Annotated in this window: 23 protein-coding genes and 1 tRNA gene; 15 read left to right on the forward strand and 9 right to left on the reverse strand. The window is 55.1% G+C overall.

The window, feature by feature from the left end:
- The first annotated feature begins 55 nt into the window (after nucleotides 1-55).
- The 11 genes from secG (at nucleotide 56) to ACR0EO_RS05800 (ending at nucleotide 9,357) form a co-directional block, all read left to right on the forward strand.
- Nucleotides 56-421: a preprotein translocase subunit SecG gene (gene secG / locus ACR0EO_RS05750; protein WP_480688243.1), complete on the forward strand. Its 366-nt coding sequence runs from the start codon at nucleotides 56-58 to the stop codon at nucleotides 419-421.
- Nucleotides 422-578: 157 nt separating this feature from the next.
- The gene (locus ACR0EO_RS05755; RefSeq protein WP_480687871.1) at nucleotides 579-2,222 is read left to right on the forward strand and encodes a CTP synthase; all 1,644 of its coding nucleotides are present in this window, start codon (nucleotides 579-581) and stop codon (nucleotides 2,220-2,222) included.
- A 101-nt stretch (nucleotides 2,223-2,323) separates the two neighbouring features.
- Nucleotides 2,324-3,097 (forward strand): isocitrate lyase/PEP mutase family protein, encoded by a 774-nt coding sequence (locus tag ACR0EO_RS05760; protein ID WP_480687873.1) that lies wholly within the window; start codon nucleotides 2,324-2,326, stop codon nucleotides 3,095-3,097.
- Between the two features lie 122 nt (nucleotides 3,098-3,219).
- Nucleotides 3,220-3,669 carry a tellurite resistance TerB family protein gene (locus ACR0EO_RS05765; protein WP_480688245.1) on the forward strand — a complete coding sequence of 150 codons (450 nt, stop codon included), beginning with the start codon at nucleotides 3,220-3,222 and terminating at the stop codon, nucleotides 3,667-3,669.
- Between the two features lie 21 nt (nucleotides 3,670-3,690).
- Complete coding sequence (locus ACR0EO_RS05770; RefSeq protein ID WP_480687875.1) at nucleotides 3,691-4,128, forward strand: tellurite resistance TerB family protein; 438 nt, start codon at nucleotides 3,691-3,693, stop codon at nucleotides 4,126-4,128.
- Nucleotides 4,125-4,877, forward strand: a complete 753-nt coding sequence (locus ACR0EO_RS05775) for a phosphate/phosphite/phosphonate ABC transporter substrate-binding protein (RefSeq protein ID WP_480687877.1) — start codon at nucleotides 4,125-4,127, stop codon at nucleotides 4,875-4,877. Before ACR0EO_RS05770 ends, ACR0EO_RS05775 begins: the two co-directional genes overlap by 4 nt.
- 125 nt (nucleotides 4,878-5,002) lie before the next feature.
- Nucleotides 5,003-5,779 carry an ABC transporter ATP-binding protein gene (locus ACR0EO_RS05780; RefSeq protein ID WP_480687879.1) on the forward strand — a complete coding sequence of 259 codons (777 nt, stop codon included), beginning with the start codon at nucleotides 5,003-5,005 and terminating at the stop codon, nucleotides 5,777-5,779.
- A gap of 32 nt (nucleotides 5,780-5,811) precedes the next feature.
- The gene (locus tag ACR0EO_RS05785; RefSeq protein ID WP_480687881.1) at nucleotides 5,812-6,537 is read left to right on the forward strand and encodes a transporter substrate-binding domain-containing protein; all 726 of its coding nucleotides are present in this window, start codon (nucleotides 5,812-5,814) and stop codon (nucleotides 6,535-6,537) included.
- Between the two features lie 91 nt (nucleotides 6,538-6,628).
- The gene (locus tag ACR0EO_RS05790; protein ID WP_480687883.1) at nucleotides 6,629-7,516 is read left to right on the forward strand and encodes an ABC transporter permease; all 888 of its coding nucleotides are present in this window, start codon (nucleotides 6,629-6,631) and stop codon (nucleotides 7,514-7,516) included.
- The gene (locus tag ACR0EO_RS05795; protein WP_480687885.1) at nucleotides 7,513-8,319 is read left to right on the forward strand and encodes an ABC transporter permease; all 807 of its coding nucleotides are present in this window, start codon (nucleotides 7,513-7,515) and stop codon (nucleotides 8,317-8,319) included. Before ACR0EO_RS05790 ends, ACR0EO_RS05795 begins: the two co-directional genes overlap by 4 nt.
- Before the next feature lie 78 nt (nucleotides 8,320-8,397).
- On the forward strand, nucleotides 8,398-9,357 hold the full coding sequence (locus ACR0EO_RS05800; RefSeq protein ID WP_480687887.1) for a DUF6492 family protein: 960 nt from the start codon (nucleotides 8,398-8,400) through the stop codon (nucleotides 9,355-9,357).
- 133 nt (nucleotides 9,358-9,490) lie between these two features.
- Here the strand turns inward: ACR0EO_RS05800 and ACR0EO_RS05805 are convergent.
- Together ACR0EO_RS05805 and ACR0EO_RS05810 are read right to left on the reverse strand one after the other, a co-directional pair.
- Nucleotides 9,491-9,567, reverse strand: a tRNA-His gene (locus ACR0EO_RS05805).
- A gap of 47 nt (nucleotides 9,568-9,614) precedes the next feature.
- Nucleotides 9,615-10,097: a GNAT family N-acetyltransferase gene (locus ACR0EO_RS05810; protein WP_480687889.1), complete on the reverse strand. Its 483-nt coding sequence runs from the start codon at nucleotides 10,095-10,097 to the stop codon at nucleotides 9,615-9,617.
- Nucleotides 10,098-10,174: 77 nt separating this feature from the next.
- Between ACR0EO_RS05810 and ACR0EO_RS05815 the strand changes: the two genes are divergently transcribed.
- On the forward strand, nucleotides 10,175-10,363 hold the full coding sequence (locus ACR0EO_RS05815) for a DUF6324 family protein (protein WP_480687891.1): 189 nt from the start codon (nucleotides 10,175-10,177) through the stop codon (nucleotides 10,361-10,363).
- A 4-nt stretch (nucleotides 10,364-10,367) separates the two neighbouring features.
- Here the strand turns inward: ACR0EO_RS05815 and ACR0EO_RS05820 are convergent, their stop codons facing one another.
- A complete protein-coding gene (locus tag ACR0EO_RS05820) occupies nucleotides 10,368-10,799 on the reverse strand; it encodes an MmcB family DNA repair protein (RefSeq protein WP_480687893.1) in 432 nt (143 codons plus the stop codon).
- Nucleotides 10,800-10,912: 113 nt separating this feature from the next.
- Between ACR0EO_RS05820 and ACR0EO_RS05825 the strand changes: the two genes are divergently transcribed.
- Nucleotides 10,913-11,233, forward strand: a complete 321-nt coding sequence (locus ACR0EO_RS05825; protein ID WP_480687895.1) for an ArsR/SmtB family transcription factor — start codon at nucleotides 10,913-10,915, stop codon at nucleotides 11,231-11,233.
- Complete coding sequence (locus ACR0EO_RS05830) at nucleotides 11,230-11,655, forward strand: SRPBCC family protein (RefSeq protein WP_480687897.1); 426 nt, start codon at nucleotides 11,230-11,232, stop codon at nucleotides 11,653-11,655. The genes ACR0EO_RS05825 and ACR0EO_RS05830 overlap by 4 nt, the downstream gene beginning before the upstream one ends.
- A gap of 208 nt (nucleotides 11,656-11,863) precedes the next feature.
- On the opposite strand, the gene ACR0EO_RS05835 is transcribed toward ACR0EO_RS05830, so the two are convergent.
- The 6 genes from ACR0EO_RS05835 to ACR0EO_RS05860 form a co-directional block, all read right to left on the reverse strand.
- Complete coding sequence (locus ACR0EO_RS05835) at nucleotides 11,864-13,243, reverse strand: PIG-L deacetylase family protein (protein WP_480687899.1); 1,380 nt, start codon at nucleotides 13,241-13,243, stop codon at nucleotides 11,864-11,866.
- A gap of 146 nt (nucleotides 13,244-13,389) precedes the next feature.
- Complete coding sequence (locus ACR0EO_RS05840; RefSeq protein ID WP_480687901.1) at nucleotides 13,390-13,686, reverse strand: hypothetical protein; 297 nt, start codon at nucleotides 13,684-13,686, stop codon at nucleotides 13,390-13,392.
- Nucleotides 13,687-13,745: 59 nt separating this feature from the next.
- Nucleotides 13,746-14,228: a transcription antitermination factor NusB gene (gene nusB / locus ACR0EO_RS05845; RefSeq protein ID WP_171121002.1), complete on the reverse strand. Its 483-nt coding sequence runs from the start codon at nucleotides 14,226-14,228 to the stop codon at nucleotides 13,746-13,748.
- Nucleotides 14,225-14,776 carry a 6,7-dimethyl-8-ribityllumazine synthase gene (locus tag ACR0EO_RS05850; protein WP_170324486.1) on the reverse strand — a complete coding sequence of 184 codons (552 nt, stop codon included), beginning with the start codon at nucleotides 14,774-14,776 and terminating at the stop codon, nucleotides 14,225-14,227. Before ACR0EO_RS05850 ends, nusB begins: the two co-directional genes overlap by 4 nt.
- Nucleotides 14,777-14,778: 2 nt before the next feature.
- A complete protein-coding gene (gene ribB, locus ACR0EO_RS05855) occupies nucleotides 14,779-15,900 on the reverse strand; it encodes a 3,4-dihydroxy-2-butanone-4-phosphate synthase (protein ID WP_480687903.1) in 1,122 nt (373 codons plus the stop codon).
- A gap of 111 nt (nucleotides 15,901-16,011) precedes the next feature.
- Nucleotides 16,012-16,599, reverse strand: a complete 588-nt coding sequence (locus ACR0EO_RS05860) for a riboflavin synthase (RefSeq protein WP_480687905.1) — start codon at nucleotides 16,597-16,599, stop codon at nucleotides 16,012-16,014.
- Between the two features lie 136 nt (nucleotides 16,600-16,735).
- On the opposite strand from ACR0EO_RS05860, the gene ACR0EO_RS05865 reads away from it, so the two are divergent.
- Nucleotides 16,736-18,034, forward strand: a complete 1,299-nt coding sequence (locus ACR0EO_RS05865; RefSeq protein ID WP_480687907.1) for a capsule biosynthesis protein — start codon at nucleotides 16,736-16,738, stop codon at nucleotides 18,032-18,034.
- The last annotated feature ends 56 nt before the right edge of the window (nucleotides 18,035-18,090 follow it).

Here is an 18,090-nt window from a genome sequence, read left to right on the forward strand (position 1 = left end):
GCTGGCAAACTTGCATAAGTACCACGCGATACACGCCACGCTGTACAGGACCACCATGGAAAACGTCGTTCTCATCATCCATCTTCTCTTGGCTCTGGGCCTGATCGCCGTTGTCCTTATGCAGCGGTCCGAAGGCGGTGGCCTCGGCATGGGTGGCGGCGGTGGCGGTGCCATGACCGGCCGCGCGGCAGCAACCGCGTTGGGCAAGGTCACTTGGATCCTTGCGGCTTGCTTTATCGTGACCTCAATCACGCTGACCATTCTGGCCGCTCAGAAATCCTCGGGTAGCTCGGTTATCGATCGTTTAGGTGTTCCGGCACCGGCGGCGACCGAGGAAGCCACACCTGCGGTTCCCTCTGCGAATGACCTTCTGCCTCCGACTCAGGGCGACAACGCGCCGCTGATTCCGCAAGCAGACTGATCCACTACACTTAGAAATCTAAAAGAGAGCTGCAACAGCATCTTGCGGTTCTCTTGCGCTATGCGCGCGAATCCTTTATATGTGAAGTCCCGTGATGCAGCGGTTTTTTGAACCGCCGGGCAGTTGGTATTGACGTCTCACGGGAGCAGCCGAAAACATGGCGCGTTTTATTTTCATCACTGGTGGTGTTGTTTCGTCCTTGGGTAAAGGACTGGCTTCGGCGGCTCTTGGCGCGCTGTTGCAGGCCCGGGGATACTCGGTTCGCTTGCGCAAGCTAGACCCCTACCTGAACGTTGACCCTGGCACGATGTCGCCCTTTGAACATGGCGAAGTGTTCGTAACTGACGACGGCGCCGAGACCGATTTGGACCTTGGCCACTACGAACGTTTCACCGGTGTGGCAGCCCGCAAGACCGACTCGGTCAGCTCAGGCCGAATTTACTCTAACGTGCTCGAGAAAGAGCGTCGCGGCGACTACCTCGGCAAAACCATTCAGGTGATCCCCCACGTCACCAACGAGATCAAGGATTTCATCTCGATTGGTGAGGATGAGGTCGATTTCATGCTGTGTGAGATCGGCGGCACTGTGGGTGACATCGAAGGCCTGCCCTTCTTTGAGGCGATCCGTCAGTTCAGCCAGGATAAGCCGCGCGGTCAGTGTATCTTCATGCACCTGACGCTGCTGCCCTACATCAAAGCCTCGGGCGAGTTGAAAACCAAGCCCACCCAGCACTCGGTTAAAGAGCTGCGCTCGATTGGTCTGGCTCCCGACATTCTGGTCTGCCGTTCAGAAGGTCCGATCCCCACCAAGGAACGTGAGAAGCTGGCCCTGTTCTGTAATGTCCGCCCCGACAGCGTTATCGCGGCGCAGGATCTGAGCACCATTTATGACGCTCCGCTGGCCTATCACCGTGAAGGCCTGGACCAAGCGGTTCTCGACGCGTTCCAGATCAGCCCTGCTCCCAAACCAGATCTGGCCAAGTGGGAAGACGTCAGCGACCGCATCCATCACGCCGAAGGAGAAGTTAAGGTCGCCATTGTTGGTAAATACACCCAGCTCGAAGATGCCTATAAGTCGATTGCCGAGGCGCTAACGCACGGCGGCATGGCCAACCGGGTCAAGGTCAAGATCGAGTGGGTCGATGCCGAAGTCTTCGATAACGAAGACGCCGCGCCTTACCTGGAGGGTTTCCACGCTATCTTGGTTCCTGGTGGATTCGGCGAACGTGGCACCGAGGGTAAAATCAAGGCGGCCCAATATGCGCGTGAGCATAAGGTCCCCTACCTTGGTATCTGCCTGGGCATGCAGATGGCAGTGATCGAAGCTGCACGTAACGCAGCCGGGATCACCGAAGCTGGGTCGGAAGAGTTCGATCACGAAGCCGGGAAACGGCGTTTCGAGCCAGTCGTGTATCACCTCAAGGAATGGGTGCAGGGTAACCATAAGGTGGAACGCAAAGTTGGCGACGACAAGGGCGGTACTATGCGCCTGGGTGCCTACAATGCCGTGCTGGCCGAAGGTTCAAAAGTGGCCGAAGTCTACGGCGCGACCCAAATCGAAGAACGCCACCGTCACCGTTATGAGGTGGACATCAAGTACCGGGAAAAGCTGGAAAAGGCCGGCCTGAACTTTTCAGGCATGTCTCCGGATGGGCGACTACCGGAAATCGTAGAATGGTCGGACCACCCTTGGTTCATTGGTGTACAATACCACCCCGAGCTCAAGTCCAAACCTTTTGCCCCACACCCGCTGTTCCGCGATTTTGTGCGCGCCGCAAAGGACAGCTCGCGTTTGGTCTGATAGCAGACCAATCACCCCATTGTGACGGCAGACGCAAAAAAACCTATACGCGTCTGCCGTTTCCACGGTTAACTGTCGAAAATCAGTGACAGGAGACCGCCATGACCAACCAGATCACTCAAGCGGAAGAGTTCGCAGCCCTGCACAAAAAGGGTGAACCGGTCATTCTCTACAACATCTGGGATGCTGGCAGTGCTGGCGCGGTGCGCGATGCAGGCGCCAAAGCTATCGCCACGGGCAGTGCTCCTGTTGCAATGGCTCAAGGGTTCGGTGACGGTCAAAACATCCCCATGGATGCCGCATTGGATAATGCCCGTCGAATCGTCGCGACCGTTGACCTTCCTGTAACGCTCGATTTCGAAGGCGCATACGCCCCGGATGTTCTGGGTGTCGCCGCCAACGTTCAACAGGCGTTGGAGACCGGAGTCGTGGGCTTTAATTTTGAGGATCAGATCGTCGGCACCAGTGATCTGTACGATATCGAAACGCAGGAAGCGCGCGTCCGCGCTATGCGTGAAGGCTGTGATACAGCTGGAATTCCGGCATTTATTAACGCTCGCACCGATATCTTTCTGAAAGCCAAGCCAGAAACCCATGATGATGCGATGCTGGACGAAGCGATCGCTCGGGCCAAAGCCTATGCTGACGCTGGGGCCAGTGGGTTCTTTGCACCCGGACTGAAGGATAAAGCGCTGATTGCCCGGTTGTGCGAATCGACCGATTTGCCGCTTAACATCATTGCCCTACCCGGCACTCCGGACACTGCCACTCTGGCCTCATTAGGTGTTGCGAGGATCAGCTATGGCCCTGTTCCATATCGCCAGATGTTAGGCTGGTTGGAGCAACAAGCGAAACAGGCGTTCGAGGTTGGCTGATAGACGACTTAGCAATTCGCCCTCAGCGTGTTCTTGCCGGACTTTATGCGGGTGAGGATATTTGAGCCTATGACGTGTAGTCCGCGCTTGGCGGACTACAAAATATGGAATATCCTCACGGTATGTTGAAGAAGTTTTTACAGGCTTTTCGCCCGCCGCAGCATGACCACCTGCCCGACCCGGACGCCGAATTGGCACTCGGCGCGCTGATGGTGCGTGTGGCGCAGGCCGATCGGGATTACAAACTTGAGGAAATCAGCCTCATCGACCGTATCCTTGCGCGGCTCTATCAGCACAATGCGATTGAAGCCGCAAAAGTTCGTGCAACTTGTGAAAAACTGCATGCAGCCGCCCCGGAAACCGACACGTTCGGTAAGCTCATCCGGGAAACCACTGACCTTAACGAACGCCTAGCCGCACTGGATGCTTTGTGGGAGGTCGTTCTTGCCGATGGAAACTCTGACGAAGGCGAGATGAAGATCGTCGAAGAAGCGCGCATAGCAATGGGCCTGAGCTTCAATGACAGTCAAACCGCCCGTGAGCGCGTGCAAAGAAGCTTGGAAGAGCGTTAGACCGCATCTATATCTACCAACATGTTCAGTGATTTCCTGTCCCGGCTGACCCAGCCCGCCCCCGACCCGCTTGCCGATGACGACGCCCGTCTTGCTTTGACGTCGCTCCTTGTGCGCATCGCCCGATCCGACAACGACTATGCCGATAGCGAGATGGCCCGAATCGACCGAATTTCGGCCGAGCGTTATGGCTTGTCACCTTTCGAAGCCGCTGCCCTGCGTGCCCGCGCCGAAGATCTGGAGGCAGAAGCCCCCGATACTGTGCGCTTCACCCGAGCGATTAAGGAAGCCGTCGCCTATGACGACCGTCTGGCCGTCGTTCAAGCCATGTGGTCGGTCGCCCTTGCCGACGGTCATCGCACCGGCGAAGAGGATTCGCTGTTGCGCCTCGTGGTAAGCCTTTTGGGTGTCAGTGACGTTGATTCAGCTCTGGCCCGTCAAAAGGCCGCCAAATCGTGATCGCGATGCTGGGCATGTATGACATGCCCGCGCTGCAATCGGCCAATGACCGGTTCTGGAGCTTGATTCGCAAACACTTGAGCTATGGTCCTGAACGCTTGTCCCGGGAGCGCGATGTCTGGGAGATGTGGCAAAGTCCGGATCTTGTCTTCGCCCAAACCTGCGGAATGCCCTATCGCACCCGTTTGCACAGCAAAGTTCAATTGGTTGGTACGCCAGATTATGGTCTGACCGGATGTCCTTCGGGGTATTACCGATCGGTTTTTGTCGCTCGCAATGATGATACCCGCGACCTGCATAGTCTCGCGAACGGGAGCTTCGCCTATAACGAAGCTTTGTCTCAGTCCGGTTGGGCTGCTCCCATGGTCCACTTGTCTCGGCATAGCCGCCTGCCCGAAAGAGTTGTTGAAACTGGTGGCCACGCTTTGTCGGCCCAAGCGGTCGTTGAGAAACGTGCCGATTACGCCTCCTTGGATGCCCTAACTTGGGAACTTCTGAAAACACATTCAAATCTGGGCGTCGAACTACGTGAGGTCGACGTGACCACTCCTACCCCGGCGTTGCCCTACATCACCGCAATCGGGCAAGACGCACCAGAAATTGCCCAGGCCGTCCGCGATGCGATTGACGATCTTTCGGCCGATGACCGGAAATTTCTGCATCTTCGCGGGCTCGTTAACATCCCGGCAGAGAGCTATCTTGCAGTCCCCAATCCGCCGCCGGGCGCGTCTCAACTGATTACTCTCTGATCGTTTTGTAGCAAACGTCCGGTCAATTTGGACGTATCTGGCCCAAACCTTACGATTTGCGCATTGCATTGAACCCAAATTTAAGCCCTATTACCGCACTAACACCAATAACACCTGGACCACCCGTGACAGATTCCACTCCGGTCATCGAAATCAAAAACCTCCACAAAAGTTTCGGCAATCTTGAAGTGCTGAAAGGGGTCGATATTACAGCGAGACGCGGGGATGTCGTATCCCTGATCGGATCGTCCGGCTCGGGCAAATCCACCCTCCTGCGATGCTGCAACCTTTTGGAAGATAGCCAACAGGGCGAAATCCTGTTCAAGGGCGAACCCGTGAGCTGGAACGGCAGTGGCCACAATCGACGCCCGGCAGACCCAAAACAAGTTCTGCGCATTCGCACCAACCTTTCAATGGTCTTCCAGCAGTTTAATCTGTGGGCTCATATGACCATCCTGCAAAATGTGATGGAGGCGCCTGTCACAGTTTTGGGCCGCGACAAAGCGGAAGTTGAGGACAGTGCCCGCAAGTACCTGGAAAAGGTCGGCATTGGTGACAAATGCGATGTCTATCCCGCACAACTGTCCGGAGGTCAGCAACAACGCGCGGCAATTGCCCGTGGATTGTGCATGGAGCCCGAAGCCTTGCTCTTTGATGAACCGACATCAGCCTTGGACCCTGAGTTGGAGCAAGAGGTAATCAAGGTGATCAAGGATCTTGCCGCCGAAGGTCGCACCATGATCATCGTGACCCACGACATGAAAATGGCGGCTGATATCTCAAGCCACGTTGTATTCCTCCATCAAGGCCTGATCGAAGAAGAAGGTCTGCCCGAGGATATTTTCACTACCCCTGAGTCTGCACGGCTTCAGGGTTTTCTCTCCGCCACCAAGGCGGCATAAAATCAAAACAGTACCTAACTGGGGAGTAACCAATGAAGAATCTGATTTTGACCACCGCGGCGCTGGCGTTGACCGCCGGTATCGCTATGGCCGACACAGTCCGCATGGGCACCGAAGGCGCCTACCCTCCGTACAACTTCATCAACGATGCGGGTGAAGTCGATGGGTTCGAGCGCGAACTGGGCGATGAGCTGTGCAAGCGCGCCGAACTGGAGTGCGAGTGGGTCAAAAATGACTGGGATTCGATTATCCCGAACCTGACCTCGGGCAACTACGACACTATCATTGCTGGTATGTCGATCACTGATGAGCGTGACGAAGTCATCGACTTCACCCAAAACTACCTGCCGCCGACCGCTTCGTCGTTTGTTGCTACATCTGACGGTGTTGATCTGGAAGGTGGCGTGATCGCCACTCAGACAGGTACAACTCAGGCTTCTTACGTTGCCAACAGCGGCGCAACCCTGGTTGAATTCGCAACACCGGAAGAAACCATTGCAGCTGTTCGTAACGGTGAAGCTGACGCGGTATTCGCGGACAAGGATTACCTGATGCCGATCGTCGAAGAATCGGGCGGAGAACTTTTGATCGTTGGTGAAGACATCCCTCTGGGTGACGGTGTTGGCATGGGCCTGCGTGAGTCCGACACCGAACTGCGTGGCAAGTTCGACGCCGCCATCGACTCGATGAAAGCAGATGGCAGCCTGAACGCGATGATCAAGAAATGGTTCGGCGAAGACGCCGCCGTCTATAACTAATCCCAAACTGCAGGCCTGCATTCCAATTGAATGCAGGCCTGTTTTCGATCCGGCCTGACCGGTTCGCTTGCCCGCCCGCAAAGGCCCATTTATGTTTTCCTACTGCGCTGATCCCGACACGCTCGGCACAATTCGCTGGTTCTCGTGCTACCTGACCACCGGCGTGCATTTGTCGTTCTATTTGTCGTTCCTTAAGGTTCTCGGACTTTTGGCAGTGACCGCCCCGGTCGCTCTGAGTTTCGGGTTCGCCGGAGCGATGGCTGCGCGGTCACACATCCTGCCGATCAGCTGGCTGGGCAAAGGGTATATCGCCATCGTGCGTGGCGTACCCGATATCGCATTCTTCATGTTTTTCGTCATTGCCCTGGATCAGGCTTTCGAGTGGTTGCGCCATAAAGCGCTGTGCCCGGAGTGGACCGATCCAATCCGTCAGGGCAACGACTTCCTCGTTTGTCAGGCCGCTAAGATGCCATTGGGGACAGCACCGGAATGGGTGCATGAGACCTATGGGTTCTTTCTGGCAATCATCACGTTCTCGATCGTTTTTGGCGCATTTGCTGCAAACGTTCTGTTTGGCGGTATGCGCGCTGTTCCGCATGCACAGCTTGAAACCGCCGAGGCCTATGGCATGACGCGCCGCCAGACCTTCTGGCGCATCCTCGTGCCACAAATGTGGGTTTACGCCCTGCCCGGTCTGTCTAACCTTTGGATGGTACTTATCAAAGCCACGCCGCTTCTGTTCCTTCTGGGTATCGAAGACATCGTCTATTGGGCGCGCGAATTGGGCGGCACCAAGACCTCACGTTTCACCGACTATCCGCATGGTGACTGGCGTATGTGGTACTTCCTCGTGCTTCTGATTTTCTACCTTGCTATGACCCGCGTATCCGAGATCGGTCTTGAGAGACTGATGCGCCGCCTGTCCCACGGTCAGGCCACATCCGGCGGAGAGCTGCTGCGCAAGGAGACCACCGCATGAGCTGCTTGCAAACCATCCAGGATTACGGCCTGCGCTCGATCGGTATCGGTGAACGGCTACTTCCAAAGACCGATTTTACACTGTGCGAGCACTTCACCCTGATCGGTTCGGGGATGATCTGGAACATCTATTTCGGGATCATGGCGATGGTGACTGGGTTTTTCCTGGCCACGGCTGTCGCTGTTGGCAAAGCGTCCAGCAACAAGTGGTTCCGCAAACCCTCGGAGTGGTTCATCTTTCTGTTCCGGGGCTCTCCGCTATTCATCCAGTTCTTCTTTGCCTACTTCTTGTTCCTGTCACTGAAGAAAACCTACCCGATGTTCGACGCCTTCACCTCAGCGTGGCTGGGGGCATTGATTGTCCTCTTCTTCAACACCGCTGCTTACTCGGGTGAAATCTTTTACGGCGCGCTACGTTCGATCCCCAAGGGCGATATCGAGGCCGCTGATGCCTATGGTATGTCTGGTTGGTCGCGTTTCCGCCGGATCATCTGGCCCACAATGCTGCGGCTGGCCTGGCCCGCCTACACCAACGAGGCGATCTTTGTCTTTCAGTCCACTACGCTGGTCTTCTTCTCTGCCTTCCCTGCATGGCAACAGAGAGGGGATGCGCTGTATTACGCCACCTATTTCGCAGATAAGACGTTCAACCCATTCATCCCATATCCGATTCTGGCGTTCTACTTCATCATGCTGACTCTGATTATTGTTGGACTTTTTGGCTTGGTGAACCGGCGCCTTAATCGGCACCTACCAACGGCACAAAAAGCAAAAATGAGGTTCCGCTTGAACCTGGCGCGCTGATGGCAAATCTATTGAGGGCGCCCTGACTACGACAGCACCTCGATGGGTGCAAAAAATACTGTTTAGGAAAGAGCACTCATGATCAGCCTCGTCACTATTGTTTTTTCCGGCGACATGGATCTGCTTCGGTATCAAGCGCGCTCCTTGGCGCTCTTGGTTCGCCCAGAGATTCTTTCTGATATCAACCTGATCATCAACGACGTGAACGAAGAACAGATACGCAGCGCGCTTGAGGACTTGCGCTCGGAATATGGCCCGCACGCATCCAAGGTTCGAATTGTAGGCGGGGATGAGGTTCTGTTGAACGTTCCACGAAAACACCGTCGAAGCCTGCATGAATGGTTGTATGTAGATAACCGCCACCGCCTTCCCTTTGTCTCTGCCGGGGGCTGGCGCGGCGGGAACGGCTATCGAATGCAGCAGGCCCTCAAACTGGCGTCAGCTCGGATCGCGAAATGCGATCGTATGCTTATTCTTGATGGAAAAAATATCTTCCTGCGAGACTTTGAACCTGCCGAGTTCTTCGATGATCAAGACCGGGGCCTGTCCACGTTCCACCCTCCCAAGGCCGATTTCCACCGCGGCTGGTTGAATGAAAGCCTCAAGGTTATGGGACTGGACAAGACTGCCGATGACATCGAAGCCACGACAGGATACGAAACGCCCTACCCCGTAAATCGACAGTTGGTTTTGCGCGTATTGGATGAGGTCGCAGAGTCTCACGGATCAGTTCAGGCATTGTTTGCGTCAAAACAACGCCCAACCGAATTCATGTTGTTGTTTGCTTCGTGCATCCGCAACGAAGGAAATGTTGATCGGTACTTTGGTGAATTCCCTAGCCGGCATCTGGGTATCTGGAAAGAGTACTCTCCGGCATTTATCGACCAAACTATTACCCAAGCGGAAACAAACCCGTCGCCGACTTTCGGCATTCATAGAAAGGCGATTGGACTGCTGAATACCCAGCAACGTCAACGCCTTATTGCTTTATTCGCGTCGCGTGGGCTTGACCTAGAACCGTTGTTTACCGCGGAGTAGGTTTGAAAAGAATGGGTGAGTTACGTTTAGTTGTTCGCCTTAGAAAACCGATTTCCCCAAAACACGCACACACAAAGTAGCAGGACGGCCTGTCAGGCCTTTTTTCTGAACACCCAAGCGATTTAGGGGGTAATGGTACCGCCTCCCTGGCTTGAACAGGGGACCTCTGGATCCACAATCCAGCGCTCTAACCAACTGAGCTAAGGCGGCACTCGTGAGGGGCGATTTACCGAACGCGCCAAAGGAATGCAAGAGGATTAAAGCCGAATTTTCCAGCTTTGTTCGACAAGATCGACACCAAAGGAATTCACTGGTTCGCTATCTAGCAACTCCCAACCATTGGCCCGGTACAGAGCACAAGCTGCGCGGTGGCTTTCATGGGTCCAAAGCCGCATTTCTTCGTATCCAGCGTGGCGCGCAAAGCCCATGCACGTGTCCAGCATTCGCTTCCCCAGCCCCTGCCCCCGTGCTTCTGGAACCAACAGGAACAGGCGTAATTTTGCGGTGCAATCATCCAGCGAAACACAAAAAATGCTGCCTAACCTTTGCCCTGCTCTTTCGGCAATCCACCCCCTCTCGCGCGTTTGGTCGTGGTCGGTAACAAAGTCATTCAAAATACTCTGCACCAAAGCGCCAAAGGACGCATCAAACCCCTCATCGCGGGAGTACAGTTTGTCATGCTGCTCAACCAGCCAAAGCACATCTGCGGCACAAAAAGATCTGATCTGAATGTCGGCCATAGTCTATCTGAACGCAAAGGCGGCTTGATTCTCAACCCTTTGCGCGCTAGCAGGAACGCTCAGTCTCGGAGGCGAAAATGGGCATCAATACCGAACGCGACATTCAGGCGAACCTACAAATCGGACCGACCGATCACGGCATGGTTCGGCTGTTCATCGAGGCAGATGGCGTCGAAATTCCAATGGACTTCGAACCTGAAGAAGCAGAGGAAATTGCAGACGAGATCCGTGCTGCTGCTCAGGCTGCTCGTCTCGTTAAGAGCTAATTTCTTAGATTCGAGGGTCTCGCAAGGCCTGCAATCGACGGGCCGCGTCCGTCGCAAACTTCTGGATGAGTTTCTTCCGCCGTGCTGGCGCGACCTTATCCTCGGGTGCCATGCGCACGATCTCAGCATCATAAGCGTCAGCAATTATCAAACCGGTTTCTTGCGGCAATAGATCGGTTGGAAAGTCAGTATCGACCGCCCAAAAAAAGCGATCACACCATTCCATATAACCCTGCCACTTGGAATCCGACTGATAATCTGCTCGGCTCGATTTACACTCGATCACCCACAACTCACCCTTTGGCCCCAACCCCAACACATCAACACGCAAACCGCGCGCCGGCACAAACTCCTCAATAGAAACAAAACCATGTGCTGTCAGGTGTCGGGAAACACCACGCGCGAGTCTCTGTCCAGGCTGTAGAACCAACGTCATACCCCAAGTGTGAACAATTGGTGAACAAATTGCAAGATCACCAAGGATATTGACATGATACCATTTGGTTTCCTATAAGATGATACCAAATGGTATCTCTTATGGTGTGAAGGATGCAGACACAAACTCAAAACGCCTTTCGTGCGCTTGCCGACCCAACTCGTAGGGAAATCATTCAGATACTGGCAGCAAATGAAATGACGATTGCCCAACTTACTGATCGTTTCGACATGACTCGTGCGGCTGTCAAAAAGCATCTGACGGTGTTGTCGGATGGCGGGCTTATCACTGTAGAAGCACGCGGCCGCGAACGCATAAACCGACTTGAGCCCAAGGGCCTGGCCCCTGTTCTGGATTGGCTCACCTATTTCGACAAGTTCTGGGATGTTCGCCTGAACAACCTGAAGGAAGTTATTGAAAGGAAGGAACAATGACCGAAGCTGTTTTGAGAAAAACGATCTTTTTGAAAGCTGATCCCGAGACGGTTTGGGCCTACCTAACCCAACCCGAGCGGCTGGCCGAATGGTTCCATAAGCCCGAACGCCCACTGACCGAAGGTCAAAAGCTTGAGATGTTTGGAACAACCAGCGGTGACTTACTAATTTGGGGAGATGTACGCGTCGCGCGCCCTCCGAAGTATCTTGAATATACGTTCACCGTCAAACCAATGGGTGACGCTGTCAGCCTTGTAAAATGGACGCTGGAACCCGTTTCAGGTGGAACACGGCTTGAACTACAGCACGAAGGATTACCTCAAGGCGCTGACGCCTTTGGCCTTATCCTGGCGCTGGACAAAGGCTGGGACGAGCACTTTGGCCAGATGCGTTCTGCTTTGCACGAAACAGTTGACGCCTGACCCCTTGTGCAAACCCGCTGCACGCCCTACTTAGTCGCGTGGCGGGTTCTGCCCTTCTTGTGATAGGTAGCATTCTGGTGGCCTTAAGCAATTCCGAGGGGGCTGGCTCTGTTCAGGTCCTGGCCTGATTACCTGGCGCCCACCTGTACATACAGGTCCTCGGGAATCACACCGCACGGTTGACTGGTGGTCCCGCCACATCATCACACTAGCCGCTTAAAATCGGCTGCCTGACAAACGCCTCGTCCGAAAGCGCGAAATCATAGAGTTTTCGGCCCTTCCACTGAGGCATATATTCGTCGTAAAGCAGGTTCTTCTTTTCCGGCCAGGACGGTACTACGAGGTCGGCCTCAGGTAGCCCGATACCGAAATTCATAACCTGAGCATCTTGGTACCTCCGCGCTGCCCTTGCTACCGCATGATGCAATAGAACGTGTTCTATATGGCCATACTCTCCGACGCGATTGTGGGTAATCACGATTGTCGGCCGGTACTGCCGCATGAGGGCAAAAGCAGACCCGCTCAACAACTCATACAAGGGGTGCTTGGCCAAGGGGCGCAATAACTCGGGAGCCCCCCCACTGTTCTTAGGCGGCATTTTGATAAAACGTTGCAGCCTACGATGGTCACTTTCCACAGCAAAGGGAAACTGAACCCTGCGGGCTCCAACCGCATCACAGACACGCTGCATTGCGGCCTCGCGCGTGTTTGTATCGCGGCGGTTCGGCGCCGGCCGGAAAAAGCTGGCTACCGTGACATCGGCCTTGTCCTTCAAATGCGCGAGCGTCGAGCCACAGAAAAGCGTTTCGTCGTCCTGATGGCACACGCAAAGCAAAATCCTTTCATCTTCAAGGCTTTGCAAGCTAATCTCACCGGAAACAACATCGGGGCCGATCGCCAGCACTTCATAATTGGCGCTTTGGACACTCTGAAACCTCGAAGTAGTAATCCGACGAGCTTTGCCCTCGTTCACCATTTCCTCGGAACTGGCACGGACGTGACCATTCTTGTTGTCGCCCTGCATGAGGTAACACCGTCCAGCCAACGCGGGCCACACGGCGTCAACCTCTGCAGCTCTGGTTTTCTTCATGGCGTCCAGATGCATTAAATCAATTGGGCCAAATGGCCGCTCTATCGAAGCCTGGCGTAGGCCATCTACAGCATCCGCCTGGTATAGTTTAACTCGGCCCGGAAACCGGTTTTCCAACCAATCATAAACAATTGGGACATAAATATTCACCGGCGGCCAAGAGGGCCTGAGGCGTTGTGCCAGATCAATACCGATATACGAAAGAGAGGGGTTGGAGTGTAATGCGACCAAGGCTGCATGCCCTCCTGCCACACCGACCTCTGCAAAACACGAGCTGTTCTTAGCCAACATGTGCAATCCACGCCTTTTGGGCTCCATGCCCGGCTCAAGATCACCCATATGAAAATCTTGCTTCATATGGCTGTAACAAACATTCCCGTTGATCGCGACAGGCTCTCCTGCCTGTCTCAACCCGTCCGCAATCGCATTATTAAGGCTAGCGAGATCCTCCCGAAAAGCACGGGACGCAATGACCTCTTCATAGGTGTCGGTATTCACAGACAGAACTCTTTCGATGCCAGTTGAAGTGTTCAACCTGCATCAGACGGCAACATCTGCAGAGATACAAGCGGATTGAAAGTTTAGCGCAATGATCACATCAAAACCCCAAGCGAACTTGAACTTTTTCGGAGTGGAGCCTGTTCTCAGTTGTTTTCAGCTTTGACCGGTACAGGTTCGAAGTTCACAGCCACGGGCGTCCCGCGGCGCGGTCCGCCGGGCTTCTCTGCCATGCTCATGATGGCATAGGCAAATTGAACGCCAGCAAAGACAATTCCATTCATAAACCAGATCATGAGCAACGCGATAAGGCCGATATCAGACCCGGCAATCAAACTGCGCAGGTTGGCGACATTAAGTGCCAATAGCACGCCAACAAACACCGCCGAGATAACAAATCCCCAAACGACTTGAGTGATGTACAAACGGATCAGTTTGGGCATGGTGAACCTCCTTACGCTCTGATATTCAGCTTAGCGCATATCAGTTCGGGGTAAAGGCGTCAGAACGCCTCGGGCTGGGCCTCACGCGCCATGTGATCCAGTACTGCGTTAACGAATTTCGGCTCTTTTCCTTCAGGAAAGAAGGCGCGGGCTACATCAACGAATTCGGTGATTACCACTTTGGGCGGAGTATCGCTTTGGGTTAATTCAGCCCCCGCCGCACGGAAAGCCGCGCGCAGAGTCGGGTCAATGCGCGCGATGGGCCATTTGGCGACCAAAGCGCGGTCAGTCATCTGGTCAATCGGCGCCTGGTAGTTCACGGCGTCTTCAACCAGCTTACGGAACAGACGGATATCGCCGTCCAGCATTTCCTCACCTTCATAGACAGCGCCAAAACGGTGATCCAGAAACTCGTTCACAACCTGCTCGGTCGTCTGGCCCGACTGCTCCATCTGGAACAGCGCCTGCACGGCATACAGCCGCGCTGCGGATTTCATCAGGCGTTTCTGGTTGGCCGGTTTTGGCGCGTCTGTCTGGGTCATGCTGTCGTGGGTCCGTTGCTATCGCCCGCCACAAGGATGGACTCGGACGGTGGCTTAAAGCCAACGCCCTTTTTCGAAGCGCCCCACTTACGGCTGAGTGCGATCAGATGCAAGGCCGCAGCGGCTGCTCCGCCGCCTTTATTCATCTTTTCGGGGTTTGCGCGGACTTCGGCCTGATCGTCATTCTCGACCGTCAGGATGCCGTTGCCAATGAGAAGCCCCTGCAAACCCATCAGCTGGATGGCACGGCTCGAGTCGTTGCAGACGGTTTCATAGTGCGTAGTCTCACCGCGAATGACGCAGCCCAGCGCAACATAGCCGTCGTAGTTACACTGGCGGTCTGCCATAGCGATGGCAGTTGGGATTTCCAGCGCGCCGGGCACTTCGACCACGTCGCAGGTCCCACCAGCGGCTTCGATCTCGGCCTTGGCGCCGGCGACCATGTTGTCGGCGACGGCGCGGTAGAACGGAGCCACAACCAGCAGCAGTTTCACCGGCTTGTCGAAGGTCGGGGTCGGCAGAACGCCGTGTTTGTCTTGTTCAGCCACGATCAGTCTTCCTTGAGAATGGAGCGGGTGCCGACGATGGACAAGCCAAACGCGTCGAGCCCCAGATATACAGTTTCCGGCGAGTCTGTCAGCAGCACCAGCTCCTGAATGCCCATCTTGGAGAGAATCTGCGCTCCCAAGCCGGTTTGCTTGATGGTGCGCGGACCTTCGTCCTCAGCCGCATAGAGCGAATTGCGCGGCTGGCGGAAGAGGCATACGACGCCTCGGCCTTCCGCAGCAATCTTTTCCATCGCCTGGGGCAGTTCGCGAGAAGATTTAGGACCAAGCCCTAGAATGTCCGGTGCTTCATGCAATGCGTGAGTGCGTGTGAGCACCGGCTCTGGCGTGGTGATGTCACCTTTGATCATCACAACGTGTTCGATACCGTGTGTCTGGTCGGTGAACAGGCGCATTTCCCACTCACCACCGTATTCAGAGGTGACGGTCTCTCGCGATGTTTCGACCACAAGGTTGTCATTGCGAGAGCGGTAAGTGATCAGGTCGCTGATCGTTCCGATTTTCATGTCATGGGCTTGGGCGAACTCCACCAAGTCAGGTAGGCGCGCCATAGTTCCATCAGACTTCATGATCTCACAGATCACGCCCGAGGGGTTCAGCCCCGCCAGACGCGAAATATCCACGGCGGCTTCGGTATGCCCGGCACGCACCAGAACTCCGCCCCGCTTCGCACGAAGCGGGAAGACGTGACCCGGAGTGGCAATATGCGCCATCGTGTTTTGCTCGTTGATCGCTGTTGCGACCGTAAGCGCGCGGTCGGCTGCAGAGATACCGGTGGACACGCCCTCACGCGCTTCAATCGAAACTGTAAACGCGGTTTCATGGCGCGAAGAGTTGTTAACAGCCATCATCGGCAGACCCAGAGCATCCACACGCTCAGCCGTCATCGGAAGGCAAATTAATCCGCGTCCGTGGGTGGCCATAAAGTTGATCGCCTCGGCATCCGCAAATTCAGCCGCGATCACCAGATCGCCTTCATTTTCGCGGTCCTCGTGGTCGACCAGGATATACATCCGGCCTTTACGCGCCTCTTCGATGATCTCTTCGATCGGGCTGATCGCGTCGCGCAATTGCGCTTCGACGGGTCCGGGGGTTTCAAAGCTCATGAGGCAGCCTTTCGCAGAGCAGGTTTGAACGGGTGGATAGACCACCACGGGCTCAAAGGCCAGACCGCATACGGCACCGGCCGGTCAGGACGCGACGTTGTAGCGAGTGCTTCAGGACATCTCGGCAAGACGCGCGACATAGCGAGCCAATGTGTCGATCTCAAGGTTCACCTTGTCACCGACTGCAACATAACCCCATGTCGTCACTTCTTTGGTGTGCGGAATGAAGTTGATCCCAAAGTCGCAACCATCCACGTCATTAACTGTCAGAGAGGTTCCGTTTAGGGCGACCGATCCTTTGGATGCAATGAACCGCGCAAGATCCTTGGGCGCGCGCAGGGTAACGCGCGTGCTGTCACCCTCATCAAGCACAGCAACTACTTCGGCTACGCCATCAACGTGCCCCGAAACGATATGTCCGCCCAGTTCGTCGCCAACTTTCAGTGCGCGTTCCAAATTGACGCGTTTACCAAGCTGCCAACTGTCCAGGTTGGTCTTCGACACGGTTTCTGCGCTGATCTGCACATCATACCAATCGTCGCCTAATGCGATCACGGTCAGGCACACACCATCGCTGGCGATTGATGCGCCGATATCAATGCCTGCTGTATCATAGGCCGTTTTGATCCGGGCCCGCAGGTCACCCTGCTGATCCAGTTCGGTGACGGTGCCGATATCGGTGACGATCCCTGTAAACATTCCGCTAACCTTCAGTTCATATCTTGGCCCAGTGTTCACAGCCGAACTAAGCCCAAGCGGCCTGTCGAACAAGCCCCACCTTGCCGTGAAAGGCACAAACAGGCATAAATTCATCAACCAAATAAGAGCAGTTACGATGTCACCCCTCACCCCAGGCCTAAATCGCCGCGTATTCCTGTTTCTGCAGGGACCACACGGGCCGTTTTTCAACGGGTTGGGTCGGATGCTGCGTGCCTCTGGCGCAGAGGTTTGGCGTGTTGGATTCAATGCCGGAGATCAGGCATTCTGGTTCGACAAATCCACTTACATCCCCTTCCTTGGCAAACCGGAAGACTGGCCGGAAAAACTAACCAGCCTAATAGCTGATTTGGGGGTTACGGATATCGTGCTTTATGGCGACACCCGCCCAATTCATGCACGCGCCGTCGACGTCGCCCGAACAAAGGGCATCACTGTTCATGTATTCGAAGAAGGTTACTTGCGTCCTTGGTGGGTAACGTATGAGCGTTTTGGCTCTAACGGAAACTCTCGTTTGATGTCTCTGGACGTCGCCGAGATGCAGCGCGCATTAGATCACCCGCTTACGCAGAGCCCCCCTCCGCCATCGCATTGGGGGGATATGCGACAGCATATTTTCTATGGCGCCGTGTACCACTGGTTTGTGATGTTCTTGAACGGACGATACCGCAACTTCCGACCGCACCGAGCGCTGCCCGTCTCCAAAGAATTCAAGCTGTACTTCAAGCGCTTGGCGTTGATGCCTTTTCATCGCGTACAACGGCGTTGGGCCACCTCCCGCGTTCGCCACTGCGGATTTCCATATCATCTGGCCTTGTTGCAGCTTGGGCATGACAGCTCGGTCCAATCCCATTCCGACTATGACTGCATGTCGGATTTTCTGGAGGACGTGGTCAAAGGTTTCGCGGAAGGCGCACCAGCGCATCATCGCCTAGTTGTGAAAGAGCATCCGCTTGAAAACCACCGCGAACCGTTGCGCGCACGTGTTCGTGAAATAGCGAAAGCACACGGAATCGATGACCGTGTACACTACATACCCGGCGGCAAGCTCGCAAGACTGTTGGACGACGCGAGTTCGGCCGTCACCATAAACTCGACCGCTGGTCAGCAAGTTCTCTGGCGCGGTATCCCGCTGCGCATCTTCGGACGTTCTGTTTATGACAAACCCGAATTCGTCTCGCGGCAGCCGATGGGAGAGTTCTTCTCTGCGCCGATGGCGCCTGATCGCGCAGCATACCAAGGGTATCGACGCTTTTTATTGAAGACCAGCCAAGTGCCCGGTGGGTTCTATTCCCGCAGGGGGCGTCGTCAATTGCTTCGCAGCGTTACTGACATGATGCTGCATTCAAAAGACCCCTATCAGACGGTGTTGACCGGCAACGAGGCGTCAACGCCACAGTTAAGGCTCGTTGAATAGATCACCCCCATAGATGCTAGAACTTGCCAAACGAAACGGATAGTTTGCGGCAAGCA

Source organism: Ruegeria sp. BE9 (assembly GCF_056538765.1).